Source organism: Phaeobacter sp. JH20_26 (assembly GCF_048056275.1).
Lineage (GTDB): Bacteria > Pseudomonadota > Alphaproteobacteria > Rhodobacterales > Rhodobacteraceae > Phaeobacter > Phaeobacter bryozoorum.
This window is the reverse complement of record NZ_JAYMWL010000026.1, coordinates 42,211-54,972: the sequence shown is the minus strand read 5'-3', so window position 1 is coordinate 54,972 and position 12,762 is coordinate 42,211. Positions and strand designations below refer to the sequence as shown.

The 12,762-nt window shown below is 60.0% G+C and carries 13 protein-coding genes, 1 tRNA gene and 1 riboswitch; of the genes, 7 read left to right on the top strand and 7 right to left on the bottom strand.

Features of this window, described 5'->3' with window-relative positions:
• Positions 1-71: 71 nt before the first annotated feature.
• Both VWY60_RS19140 and VWY60_RS19135 read right to left on the bottom strand, forming a co-directional pair.
• Complete coding sequence (locus VWY60_RS19140) at positions 72-674, bottom strand: exopolysaccharide biosynthesis protein (protein WP_416541461.1); 603 nt, start codon at positions 672-674, stop codon at positions 72-74.
• A 72-nt stretch (positions 675-746) separates the two neighbouring features.
• Positions 747-1,664: a LysR family transcriptional regulator gene (locus VWY60_RS19135; protein WP_416541460.1), complete on the bottom strand. Its 918-nt coding sequence runs from the start codon at positions 1,662-1,664 to the stop codon at positions 747-749.
• 108 nt (positions 1,665-1,772) lie between these two features.
• On the opposite strand from VWY60_RS19135, the gene gstA reads away from it, so the two are divergent.
• From gstA to VWY60_RS19115, 4 genes are all read left to right on the top strand, one after another.
• A complete protein-coding gene (gstA, locus tag VWY60_RS19130) occupies positions 1,773-2,384 on the top strand; it encodes a glutathione transferase GstA (RefSeq protein WP_416541459.1) in 612 nt (203 codons plus the stop codon).
• Positions 2,381-2,761 (top strand): nuclear transport factor 2 family protein, encoded by a 381-nt coding sequence (locus VWY60_RS19125; protein ID WP_416541458.1) that lies wholly within the window; start codon positions 2,381-2,383, stop codon positions 2,759-2,761. The genes gstA and VWY60_RS19125 overlap by 4 nt, the downstream gene beginning before the upstream one ends.
• A gap of 3 nt (positions 2,762-2,764) precedes the next feature.
• Positions 2,765-2,986 (top strand): tautomerase family protein, encoded by a 222-nt coding sequence (locus VWY60_RS19120; RefSeq protein ID WP_416541457.1) that lies wholly within the window; start codon positions 2,765-2,767, stop codon positions 2,984-2,986.
• 346 nt (positions 2,987-3,332) lie between these two features.
• On the top strand, positions 3,333-5,363 hold the full coding sequence (locus VWY60_RS19115; protein ID WP_416541456.1) for a M10 family metallopeptidase: 2,031 nt from the start codon (positions 3,333-3,335) through the stop codon (positions 5,361-5,363).
• Positions 5,364-5,652: 289 nt separating this feature from the next.
• Here the strand turns inward: VWY60_RS19115 and VWY60_RS19110 are convergent.
• Positions 5,653-5,728, bottom strand: a tRNA-Lys gene (locus tag VWY60_RS19110).
• A gap of 211 nt (positions 5,729-5,939) precedes the next feature.
• Here VWY60_RS19110 and dapF point away from each other — a divergent pair.
• The 3 genes from dapF to VWY60_RS19095 all read left to right on the top strand — a co-directional run bounded on the left by dapF (position 5,940) and on the right by VWY60_RS19095 (position 8,674).
• The gene (gene dapF, locus VWY60_RS19105; protein WP_416534418.1) at positions 5,940-6,785 is read left to right on the top strand and encodes a diaminopimelate epimerase; all 846 of its coding nucleotides are present in this window, start codon (positions 5,940-5,942) and stop codon (positions 6,783-6,785) included.
• Entirely contained in the window at positions 6,782-8,044 is a 1,263-nt protein-coding gene (gene mtaB, locus VWY60_RS19100) for a tRNA (N(6)-L-threonylcarbamoyladenosine(37)-C(2))-methylthiotransferase MtaB (protein ID WP_416541455.1), read from the top strand. The genes dapF and mtaB overlap by 4 nt, the downstream gene beginning before the upstream one ends.
• A gap of 108 nt (positions 8,045-8,152) precedes the next feature.
• On the top strand, positions 8,153-8,674 hold the full coding sequence (locus VWY60_RS19095) for a chloramphenicol phosphotransferase CPT family protein (RefSeq protein ID WP_416541454.1): 522 nt from the start codon (positions 8,153-8,155) through the stop codon (positions 8,672-8,674).
• 148 nt (positions 8,675-8,822) lie between these two features.
• Here the strand turns inward: VWY60_RS19095 and VWY60_RS19090 are convergent, their stop codons facing one another.
• The 4 genes from VWY60_RS19090 to VWY60_RS19075 form a co-directional block, all read right to left on the bottom strand.
• A complete protein-coding gene (locus VWY60_RS19090; RefSeq protein ID WP_340547001.1) occupies positions 8,823-9,614 on the bottom strand; it encodes a cytochrome c1 in 792 nt (263 codons plus the stop codon).
• An 18-nt stretch (positions 9,615-9,632) separates the two neighbouring features.
• The gene (gene petB / locus VWY60_RS19085) at positions 9,633-10,967 is read right to left on the bottom strand and encodes a cytochrome b (protein WP_416541453.1); all 1,335 of its coding nucleotides are present in this window, start codon (positions 10,965-10,967) and stop codon (positions 9,633-9,635) included.
• Between the two features lie 11 nt (positions 10,968-10,978).
• Positions 10,979-11,539: a ubiquinol-cytochrome c reductase iron-sulfur subunit gene (gene petA, locus VWY60_RS19080; protein WP_340547003.1), complete on the bottom strand. Its 561-nt coding sequence runs from the start codon at positions 11,537-11,539 to the stop codon at positions 10,979-10,981.
• A gap of 225 nt (positions 11,540-11,764) precedes the next feature.
• Complete coding sequence (locus VWY60_RS19075) at positions 11,765-12,367, bottom strand: glutathione S-transferase (RefSeq protein ID WP_416537707.1); 603 nt, start codon at positions 12,365-12,367, stop codon at positions 11,765-11,767.
• Between the two features lie 170 nt (positions 12,368-12,537).
• A riboswitch (FMN riboswitch) is annotated at positions 12,538-12,745 on the top strand.
• Positions 12,746-12,762 lie beyond the last annotated feature (17 nt).

Genomic DNA, 12,762 nt, shown 5'->3' with positions numbered 1-12,762 from the left:
GGAAGGCGTTGCGCTACCGCTGCGATCGCACCTATCAGCGCAACAGCATTCGATTGCTCATCAGAAAAACGTTAGTGTATCAGACTGTTCGCCCCGATCAGGATCGAAGCGCCCACAAACACCGTCAAGGCAATCGACAACATCCCGGCGCAGACACCCGCCAGCACGATGATCCCATCCCGTTCCAGCAGCCCGATGCTGGCAACAAACAGGGCAATTGCTGGAAACCAACCGCTGAGCGGCAGCGGCACGAACAGCGCCAGGGAAACCAGAAACAGCAGGCCTCCGGTCAGCTGTTCTCTTCGTGGCTGAAACACCGCCCGCAGGCGCGGTCGGGCAATCCGCTCCAGCCGCCGCGACACTGGGCGCAAGCGCAGCACGATACGGCGCATGCCTGTGCCGGAAAAACGGATCCGCGCGATACGTCGCGGCAGCCGGACGCTGGAAAATCCCAGTCCCATCTGCGCGCAGAAAAACAAGAGCGGCAAAGCGGTGACAAGGGTTGACCCTGGAGGCAAAGGAAGAAGATTGATCAGGCACGACAGCAAGATTGCCCATCCGAAGGACCTGTCGCCAAGCTGCTCCAGAAAGGTGCCAAGCGCGATATGATCGGAGTTTTGATGGTAGCGGATCACGCGCAGCAGCGTGAAGGAGAGAGAGCGCTTCCTGATCAAGCCTATAGCACCGGGACATCCAGAAACAGCTTTCACATTCGCCTCGCAACTCGGACCGTGCCTGCCTCCTGCTTAGCGCCTTGCTGTGTCTGCGGCAACCGGCTTCGCAGCTGAGACAGCCGCACCGACCCTGTTCCAGAGTTCCTCGGCAACAACCCCAATGGGCTGGTCCCTGCGCCGCATCTTGAATATCACTGTCCGTCGCAGCGGGAACCCGTCCAGGTTCAGGGACAGCAAAGCCCCGGAACGCCGCTCCTCCTCTGTCATGTGATCTGGCAGACCGCCCCAGCCAAGCCCGGCGAGGATCACCTTTTTCTTGGCCGCGAGATCGGACACCGTCCATTTCAGGCTCCCGGACAAGAGATCGCGGCTTTGGTCATGCGCCGCGCCGCCGGTGCCGGCGGCGACCACCTGCACATGACTTTGCATTTCGGATGCCGACAAGGCGTGGGGGCCGACGGGCAGGTTCAAGGCGGGGCTGGCCACCGGCCGGATCGTGACCTCGGCAACCGGCTCTGCCTCCACGTCGTCCAGCGGCACCCCGTCAAGCGACGCAAGCGCGATATCCGCCTTGCCCTCCATCAACCGGGCAATCGGGCCGCCCATCATTTCCATGCGCAGCCGGAGGTGGGTCGCAGGGTGGCGCCGTCCGGTGTCGGCAAGCGCCGGCAGCAAAGGGTCCAGATCCATGGTGGCACTGACGGCAAGCGTCAGTTCCGGTTCTTCGCGGGCGCGCAGCCGGGCGGCGGTGGATCGAAGCCCCTGCATCTGCCGCAGCACCCGCGAAGCCTCACGATAGAAGATTTCGCCCGCCGGGGTCAGAGACGGCCGGTAGGCTTCGCGGCTGAACAGCTCCAGCTCCAATTCCTCTTCCAGCAGGCGGATTGCATGGCTGATGGCCGACTGGGATTTATTCAGACGCTCCGCCGCGCCGCGGAAGGTGCCGGTTGCGACAATGGCGTCGAGGGCAAGGAGCTGGTCGTGTTTCATCGGCTTCCAACATGATCAGATTGCCTAATCGTTATGCTGAAAACACAATATTATCAATCAATCATATCAGAAGGTAGAAAGAGGGCATCACCACCACAGGAGACTGTCATGAAACTCTACTACAAAACCGGCGCCTGCCCGCTGGCCAGCCATATCGCCCTCTATGAAACCGGCCGCCCGTTTGACATCGAAGCGGTCGACACCGCGACGGGGCAGACCGAAAGCGGCGCGGATTATCGTGCGATCAACCCTAAAGGCTATGTTCCGGCCCTGGGTCTGGACGATGGCAGCGTCCTCACTGAAGGGGCGGCGGTTTTACAGTATATCGCGGACAGCCATCCGGAGGCAGGTCTGGCGCCGGCGGCGGGCACCTTGGGCCGGGCCCGGATGCAGGAACAGCTCAACTGGATCGGGACCGAGCTGCACAAGGCCTTTACTCCGCTGTTCCGCGAGGCCACGTCCGAAGCCGGCAAGGACGACGCGCGCAGCGCGGTTGCGGGCAAGTTCGATTTCATAGAGGTCCAGCTGACGGATGGCCGGGAGTGGCTGGTCGAAAACCGGTTCTCGGTGGCCGATGCCTATCTGTTCGTGGTCTCGAACTGGGCGAACTTCACCGGCATCGATCTGGCCCGCTGGCCCAATCTGGCCGCCTTTGTCAGCCGCAGTGCTGCCCGCCCGTCGGCCCAGGCGGCAATGCGCGCAGAGGGGCTGATCCAATGACGCCTGCCGCACACAATGAGGTCGGTGCACTGATTGAGGCTTATTTCGAGGGCCTCCATCAAGCCGACAGCGCCCTGCTGCGCAAGGTTTTTCACCCGCAGCTGGCCTATGTCTGCGCCACCGAAGGCGATGAACTTTTTCTGGATCTTGAGACCTACATGACCCGCGTCGATAGCCGAGAGCCGCCGACCAAACGCGGTGAGGCGCGCGAGGAGGAGATTCTGGAGATCGCCTTTGCCAGCGACCGGCTGGCCCGTGTCAGCGCCCGGATGACCATGATGGGGCGGGATTTCCACGACCTGCTGACCCTTGTCCGCTACGCTGCCGAATGGCGTATCGTGGCCAAAGTGTTTTCCTATGTTCCGCGAAAGGACTAACCGATGCCTTATGTGAATATCAAAGTCACCCGCGAGGGCGGCCCCGAAGGCACCGGCCCAAGCGCAGACCAGAAGGCGCAGCTGATCGCCGGGGTGACGGGGCTGCTGCAGGATATTCTGGGCAAGACCCCGGCAACCACATTTGTAGTGATCGACGAGGTTCCGCTGGAAGACTGGGGCGTCGGCGGCCTGCCGGTTCAACAGTACCGCAAGCAGGCGCAATAAAGACGCAGCGGACAGAAGCGCTGAGGGCGACCTATCCAGTGCCCCGGGCGCCGATGACTTTTGCGGTGGAGGGCGTACCGGCCAGCGCTGTCTCAATTGCCGCCAGGCGTTGCAGAACCGGGCTCATGGCCGGGCGTTGTTTGTATTGCGCGCCCTAACGCCTGACGATATTAGAGCTGAGCCGCCGGGCACGCTGTCTCCTTCTGGTTGCTTTCATCTGTGAATTTTAATGTCACGACATGTCTATCTATATTTATTCATTCATCGACATAGTCACGGGAAGGCTGACCCGTTTTCCGACGCGACAACTCATTTACTGACGCAATTCCCCTTGAAGGAAAATTTCATGGCTAAAGGTTTGAACTCTGTCTCATCATTTCTCCAGATCGGAGATCAAAGAGTCGACGGCTTGTTTTTTGGGCAAAAATGGAGCGATGATACTATTCACTATGCCTACCCGTCTGAGCCCGGTGTCTATAATTATTCAGCTTCTTATAATGAGGCAGCTGCGTTTTCAGAGGTTTCCGATCTGCAGAAATCTGCGATCAAATTCGCTTTGGACTCTGATCTCGGCCCCGCCGCAGCAAGGGGCTTTTCTGTTGAAGGTATTACAAAGCTGAATATTGAGCATGACGCAACACCGGATACGACCAGCCCGGAGGCTATTCGGTACGGCAACACGTCCTCACCCGATGTTCTCGGTGCTCATGGATATTACCCGCAAAACAGTCCAACCGCAGGGGACGTCTGGTTTGGAAACACGGTTTACCGATCCCCGGCAGCGGGCAACTACGCCTGGCATACTGTGCTGCATGAAACCGGACATGCTCTGGGACTGACGCATTCCCATGAAAACATTAACGGATTCGGTGTTGTTCCATCTGAGTACGACCACATGGAATACACGATCATGAGCTATCTGAGCTACGAAAATAGCCCGCTAGGTGGATATAGAAATGAACCCTCGAGCTTTGCACAAACCTACATGATGCTGGATATCGCGGCCCTGCAGCATATGTATGGTGCCGATTACACCACCAACAGCAACGATACAGTCTACAAGTGGTCCCCCAATTCAGGCGACACTTTGGTCAATGGTGAAATTGCAATCGATGCGCTCGGCAACCGGATTTTCGCCACCATCTGGGATGGGGGCGGCGTCGACACCTATGATCTTTCAGCCTACGCCGAGAATCTAAACATTGATCTGAACCCCGGCGAATCCTCACGCTTCAGCGCTGAACAGACGGCCCATCTGGGATATGGATATAACGCTAGCGGCAATATCTACAATGCACTTCTCCATAATGGTGACAGGCGTTCGCTGATCGAAAATGCCATAGGTGGCACTGGCAACGACGTAATCGCGGGCAACATCGGCTCCAATTTACTGCGTGGTGAGGGTGGCAACGACACCATCACAGGCGGTGCAGGTAATGATACCGTCTTTGGCAATACCGGAAATGACCATATCAGCGGTCAAGATGGTGATGACCGGATGCTGGGTGGCAAGGGCAACGACACAGTCTTTGGCGGCACTGGCAACGACGAGTTGCTGGGAAATCAGGACGACGACGTGCTGAATGGCAAAGAAGGTGCGGACACGCTTTACGGCGGTTCCGGCAATGACACTCTGAATGGAGGTACCGGCGCCGACAGTATGTCAGGAGGCACAGGCAACGATACCTACTGGGTGGACGATGCCGCAGACCAGGTGGCCGAAAATGCGGGCGCAGGTCAGGACCGGGTCAATAGCTCAGTAACTTTCGATCTGACTGCTCACAGCGCACATATCGAAGACCTGACCCTCACCGGAAGTGCCAACATCAATGGCACTGGCAATGAGGCGGACAACTCGATTTCCGGCAACACTGGCGCCAATATTCTGCGTGGTGAGGGCGGCAATGACGTCATGACAGGTGGTGACGGAAATGACACTGTCTATGGCAATACCGGAAATGACCATATCAGCGGTCAAGATGGTGATGACCGAGTGCTGGGTGGCAAGGGCAACGACACAGTCTTTGGTGGCACTGGCAACGACAAGTTGCTGGGAAATCAGGACGACGACGTGCTGAATGGCAAGAGCGGCCGGGACACGCTTTACGGCGGTTCCGGCGACGATACTCTGACCGGCGGCAACGGTGCCGACACATTTGTATTCACGAAGGGAGAAGACGCCGACCGGATCACCGATTTTGGCCTCGGCAATGACACGCTTTTGCTGAGCGGGTTCGGTTTCTCTACTGAGCAGGATGCGCTTGGCTATGCAAATGACGTGTCAGGGAACGTGATTTTCGACTTCGGTGATGGTGACAGCCTAACCCTGTTGAATCTGCAGCTACAGGACCTGCATAGCAATATCGTCTTCACCTAGTAGGTTCACTGATCGACCGCAGGCGGGCTGCGCGGGCAACCGCATAGCCCGCCCTCTGCTTCCAGGCTTTCGGACTAGATGTCACAGCCAAGGAGGGCTCGACTGTGCTAAGGCGGCTGGCGTCCCGTCTGAGGACAGGCAATGTAGCTATAGCAGTATGGGAAACGTGCTGCTTCCGAGCAATCAAAGGAGGCGGATCTTCAATACAGTATTCACTCGGCACTCTGGCCGAGATCTACCGGCATAGTACAAATACGAATGTTCAGTGGATTGATCTTATTGGAGGAAGTGGTGAGCCGTGCAGGATTCGAACCTGCGACCCACTGATTAAAAGTCAGTTGCTCTACCAACTGAGCTAACGGCCCACTTCTTCTTCGGAACATCGTGTTGTTCCCTGGTCGCTCTTTAAGGACATAATCCAAAAGGATCAAGCACTTAATTTGCTTCGGAGCGGCGCGACCGTGTCAGTCATGCTGTCCCGATAGGCGGCGTATCTAGGGGTAAGGGCTGAGACGGTCAACCCCTTTTTTCAACTTTCTTGCCACAAGGCTGGATTCATCTTCGACGGAGGTCTATATGCGCGAAATGACCACAGGATCAGACACCCGCTTGCCCTTCATGAAGATGCACGGCCTCGGCAACGACTTCGTTGTTGTGGATGCCCGTGACATGTCGTGGCCCATCACACCGGCCATGGCCGCCGGAATCGCGCACAGGCAGATGGGCGTGGGATTCGACCAGCTCACCGTCATCACCCACGGCGAGGAAGACGCACATCTGACCTTCTACAACGCCGATGGATCCACCTCGGCCGCCTGCGGCAACGCCACCCGCTGCGTGGCCCGCTACCTGATGCAGCAGACCGGACGCGAGGCCCTGCGTCTGACCACCGATCGCGGCCTGCTTCATGCAAGAGATGCAGGAAACGGGCTGACCGCCGTCAACATGGGCCAGCCACAGCTGGACTGGCAGGATATCCCGCTGGCAGAGCAGATGGACACGCTGGAGCTGCCGATTGAGGGGGCGCCAACCGCCACCGGCATGGGCAATCCGCATTGCACCTTTTTTGTCGAAAACGCCGAGCTGATCCCTCTCGCCGAATTTGGCGCGCGCTACGAGCATCATCCGCTTTACCCTGAACGCACCAATGTGCAGGTCGCCCATCTGGTCGGCACAGATCACATCCGCATGCGCGTCTGGGAACGCGGCGTCGGCATCACCCTGGCCTCGGGCTCCTCGTCCTGCGCCACCGCAGTGGCCGCAGCGCGACGCGGGCTGACCGGTCGCCATGTGCAGATAGATCTGGATGGCGGCACGCTCTGGATTGACTGGCGCGACGATGGCGTCTGGATGACCGGCCCGACCTGCCACGTGTTCGACGGCAGCTTCACCCGCGACTTTCTGGAAAGCCTCTCAACATGAGCGCGCCCAAATTCACCACGCTCGGCTGCCGCCTAAACGCCTATGAAACCGAAGCGATGAAAGAGCTCAGCCAGCAGGCAGGGCTCAGCAACGCCGTGGTGGTCAACACCTGTGCCGTCACCGCCGAGGCCGTGCGCAAGGCACGGCAGGAGATCCGCCGCCTGCGCCGTGAAAACCCGGAGGCGCCGATCATCGTCACCGGTTGCGCCGCCCAGACCGAACCGGAGACCTTTGCCGCAATGGAAGAGGTCACCCGCGTCATCGGCAACACCGAAAAGATGCAGGCCAAAACCTGGCAGCAGATCGCCAAGGGACCGGACTTCATCGGCACCACGGAAAAGGTGCAGGTCGACGATATCATGTCGGTGACCGAGACCGCAGGCCATCTCATTGACGGTTTCGGCACCCGCAGCCGCGCCTATGTGCAGGTCCAGAACGGCTGTGACCACCGCTGCACTTTCTGCATCATCCCCTATGGTCGCGGCAATTCCCGCTCCGTCCCTGCCGGTGTGGTGGTCGATCAGATCAAGCGGCTGGTGGACAGAGGCTATAATGAGGTTGTCCTGACCGGCGTCGATCTCACCTCCTGGGGCGCCGACCTGCCCGCCACGCCCCGTCTGGGCGATCTGGTGATGCGGATCCTGAAACTGGTGCCGGACCTGCCGCGCCTGCGCATTTCCTCCATCGATTCGATCGAGGTGGACGAGAACCTGATGCAGGCCATCGCCACAGAGCCGCGGCTGATGCCGCACCTGCACCTGTCGCTGCAACACGGCGATGATCTGATCCTGAAACGGATGGCCCGCCGGCACCTGCGCGATGACGCGATCAAATTCTGCGAAGACGCCCGCCGCCTGCGCCCGGAGATGACCTTTGGTGCCGATATCATTGCAGGCTTTCCGACCGAGTCGGACGCCCATTTCGAGAACTCGCTGAAACTGGTTACCGACTGCGATCTCACCTGGCTGCACGTCTTCCCCTATTCCAAGCGCGAGGGCACCCCGGCCGCCAAGATCCCCAATCAGGTGAATGGCACGGTGATCAAGGAGCGAGCTGCCCGTCTGCGCGTCGCCGGTGACATGCAGGTACAGGCCCATCTCACCGCGCAGATCGGCCGCAGGCATCGCATCCTGATGGAAAACCCGCACATGGGCCGCACCGAGCAATTCACCGAGGTCAGCTTTGCAACCCCGCAGGTGGAGGGCGAGATCGTCACCACCACCACCACCGGCATCAGGGGAACCCAGCTCACTGCCTGAGGCCGCGCGTCGACGCATTGGAGCCGCACACAGGCAGCACTCCGGGTGCCACTCCTACTGCGAAGACAGTCTTGCCCCTCCCGCATCGATGCCGGAGGATGGCGGATCATGAGCCTCATCCTCTTCCTTCACGGCCCCTCCAGCAGCGGCAAATCCACGCTGGCAGCAGAACTGCGCCGCCAGTCACCCCGGCCCTTCCTGCACCTCTCCATTGATCACCTGCGCAGCAGCGGCGCATGGCGCCAGGTCGATTATCCCGACTGGCAAACGGCCCGCCCCGCCTTCTTTGACGGGTTCCATCGCGCAGTTACAGGCTTTGCCGACGCCGGTAATGATCTGATCATCGAACATATCCTCGACACACCCGGCTGGCACAGCCAGTTGCAGGACCTGCTGGCGGGCCACCAAATGCTGTTCGTCGGATTGCGCCCCTCTCTCGCCGCGCTGCACCAGCGCGAGCAGCGCCGGGGTGACAGGCCGCCGGGCAGCGCCGCGGCGGATGCCGCTCGTGTCCATGCCGGGATGCGGTATGATCTGGAGTGCGACGGCACCCGCGACACCGAACAGCTTGCGCGCGACATCCTCACTCGCATCAACCAGCCGCTGCCCGCCTCCGGATTTTTCCGCTAGCCGCACATCAGGACGCACCGCCCGCTATCATCTTTCCCGAAATACTCCGGGGTGAATGCCCGCAGGGCAGAGGGGCAGCGCCCCCAATACGAAAAACCCCCGCAGGGTCACACCATGCGGGGGTTCGTAATTGCTCAGGAAAACCGGCTTAGCTGGTTTTCTTGCCTTTGTGCGGCGCCCACAGACGCTTGTTGGTGAGATACAGCAACACCGACAGCAGCGTCAGGAACAGCACGCCGACAAAACCGGCCTGCTTGCGCGCCATCATTTTCGGCTCCGCCGTCCACATCAGGAAGGCCGCGACGTCCTGCGACATGGCTTCCACATCGTTGGCGTGGCCATCGACGAACTCAACCTGCTCATCCGACAGCGGCGGCGCCATGGAGATCCAGCCACCAGGGAAGGCAGTGTTGCCATAGAAGGTGGTGCCTGCTTCTTCCTTGGTCTCACCGGTGTAACCCGCCAGCAGCGAGGCGATATATTCCGCACCGCCCATGCCTTTGAACAGCTGGTTCAGACCCAGACCGTAGGGGCCGTGGAAACCCGCACGTGCCTTGGCCATCATGCTGAGGTCAGGCGCGCCTGCGTTGTTGTTTTCCGGGAAGTTATCGGTCGGCTTGGCCGGACGATCTTCATCCTCCACCGGATCGTAAACCGAGAAGTTCTCGGCCGCATAGGCGCGGACCTGCTCTTCTGGCAGGTTCGGGCCACCTTCATCGGCCAGGGTGCGCAACGGCACCAGCTTCAGCCCGTGACAGGCTGCGCAGACTTCGGTGTAGATCTGCAGACCGCGCTGCAGCTGGTTGGTGTCGTAGGTGCCAAACGGGCCTTCGAACGAGAAGTCATAGTCCTCGACATGGCCCGAGCCTCCCGCCGCAAAGGATGCGGCAGGCGCCAGGGACAGTGCGAAGGCGGCACCAATGGCTAGTTTTTTCAACATGGTTGCTGTCCTTCTCAATTACTCGGCCGGCGTGGCGTCAGCGCCAGACTTGTTGCCGTAATGGGCATCAAAATCCGCTTCGATGGTCTCGGGAATCGCCAGCGGCTTCTCGATGACGCCCAGCAGCGGCAGGATCACCAGGAAGTAGGCGAACCAATAGGCCGAAGCGATCAGGGAGAACGACGCATAGGGTTCTTCCGCAGGCATCGCACCCAGCCACATCAGGGCAAAGAAGTCGATGACCAGCAGCAGGAACCACCACTTGAACTGCGGGCGGTACCGGCCCGAGCGCACGCGGCTGGTGTCCAGCCAGGGCGCCAGCGCCATGACGGCAATCGCACCAAACATCGCCAGCACGCCAAAGAACTTGGCGTCGATGATGCCACCGGTCACAAAGGAGGCAATCTGCACAACCCAGACTTCCGAGGTGAAGGCCCGCAGGATCGCGTAGAACGGCAGGAAGTACCATTCGGGAACGATGTGTGCAGGGGTCACCAGCGGGTTGGCTTCGATGTAGTTATCGGGGTGGCCCAGGTAGTTCGGCATGAAGCCGACGATCGCCCAGAACACAACCAGCACAACCGCCAGACCTACGAAATCCTTGATCACGAAATAGGGCCAGAACGGCAGCGTGTCTTTCTTGGCTTCTTCCTTGGAGCCACGACGCACTTCAACACCGGTCGGGTTGTTGTTGCCGGTGGTGTGGAAGGCCCAGATGTGCACGATGACCAGCGCCGCGATCACGAAAGGCAGCAGATAGTGCAGCGAGAAGAAGCGGTTCAGCGTGGCGTTGTCCACGGCAGGCCCGCCCAGCAGCCATGTCTGCAGCGCTTCACCAACAAAGGGAATGGCGCCGAACAGGCCGGTGATCACGGTCGCTCCCCAGAAGGACATCTGACCCCAGGGCAGTACATAGCCCATGAAGGCGGTGCCCATCATCATCAGGTAGATCAGCATGCCGATGATCCATGTGATCTCGCGCGGTGCCTTGTAGGACCCGTAGTAGAGCCCCCGGAAAATGTGGATGTAGACCGCGACAAAGAACAGCGATGCACCGTTCATATGCAGATAGCGGATCATATGGCCGCCGTTCACGTTGCGCATGATGTGCTCAACGGAGGCAAACGCCAGATCGACATGTGGTGTGTAATGCATCACCAGGATGATACCGGTGACGATTTGCAGGACCAGGCAGAATGCCAGGACGATACCCCAGATCCACAACCAGTTCAGGTTCTTGGGCGTGGGGATCATAATGGTGTCATAGATCAGGCCAACGATGGGCAGGCGGCTGTGCAGCCACTTCTCGCCACCGGTTTTCGGCTCATAATGATCGTGCGGAATGCCGGACATGAATGTCTCCCTTATCCCAGTTGGATCGTAGTTTCATCAAGGAACACGGCCGTCGGAACCGGCAGGTTCTCGGGCGCGGGACCTTTGCGGATACGACCGGCAGTGTCGTAGTGCGACCCGTGGCAGGGGCAGAACCAGCCATTGAACTCGCCAGCGCCATCACCCAGCGGCACACAGCCGAGGTGGGTACAGACACCCATCATGACCAGCCATTCGCCAGCTTCGTCCATGGTGCGGTTTTCGTCGGTGGCCGGCACATCGCCTGCGTTGACGTTCCGGGCAACCGGATCGGGCAGGTCGGCCAGATCAACAGCACGTGCCGCTTCGATCTCTTCCTGGGTGCGGCGGCGGATGAACACCGGCTTGCCAAGGAACATAACCGAGATCTGGGTCCCGACTTCCACACCTGCCACGTCAACGATAATCGAGGACAGAGCCTGAACGTCAGCCGAGGGGTTCATCTGGTTGACCAGGGGCCAAATAGCGGCGCCCGCAGTCACTGCCCCGGCGCCGGCAGTGGCGTAGTAGAGGAAATCTCTCCGGGTTCCTTCGTTGTCTTCTGCGTGGGACACGAGGTTTTCTCCAATTCCAGCGCCCGTTTAGGGCAAACATGCGCATACACCGCGCAATGAACGCAGTGACTCATCGCGGGTATCTAGCGGGGAGAAGGGCTTTCGTCCAGCGGTCATAGGCGCGCAGATGGACGCACACGCAAGTAATTATGCGCAACTGTTGCAAACAGCCTCACATATTTGCGCGGGCACGCCGTATTTCAAGGGGAGCGCCCGCGCCAGATCTCAGCTTTCCGGTGGTCGCGTCGCCTGCATCGACGGACGCGAATCGAATTCGGCGAACCAATCCGCCAGCGCCTCGTTCCCCTTGCGCCAGCCCATGTCCGGGTGCCGGAAATCCACATAGGACAATGCACAGGCCACAGCGATCTGCCCGATCCGCAGCGATCCTTTCAGATGCGCCATCCAGCGCGCGTTCAGCGCCGCGCAGCCGCCCAGCACCTTGCCGCTCTGCCCTTCGATCCACTCTGGCCATTGCTTGTCTGCGGGGCGCAGGCGCTTTTCATACGACAGCAGCACTGCCGCCTCCATGATGCCATCCGCCGTGGCCTCCAGCACCCGCGTGTCCCAGCCGCCCTCATAAAGCGCCCCACCCGCACGCTCTGCCAGATAGGCGCAGATCACCCGGCTGTCATACAGCGTCGCGCCCTCCGCGCGTTCCAGCGCCGGGATCTTGGCCAGCGGGTTGGCGGCCTTCAGGTCGCTCGCCGGGGCAATCGGCGTGGTGGCCACCGGGATCAGCTCGACATCCGCCAGCTGATCCGTTTCATGCAGCACCACCATGACCTTACGCACATAGGGGGAGGTGGGCGCGTGATAGAGTTTCATTGCGGAAATCCTTCTGAACGGGGTTTGGAGACAGATCCACGACGATGATACCATGTCTTACATGGGGCGCGGCTGCGCACACTCTAGCCTGGCCTCACGGCAGGACCACCCCCTTCGGCATCTTCGGTCACGCTTCCTCTTGCCTTTGCCATATCGAGCGGCCATGTTCGCGCTGTTCTCAGGGCGGGGCGAAATTCCCCACCGGCGGTAAGCGGGCATGTCCCCGTAAGCCCGCGAGCGGTCATTTTGAGTGCCGTCACAGCTTGAACCGACAACCGGTTCCCACTTTTCGGGCTGTGAACGCGCTGGAAATGATGTCCAGCAGATCTGGTGTAACTCCAGAGCCGACGGTCATAGTCCGGATGAAAGAGAACGTGTGACAGGGCCACGGGGGA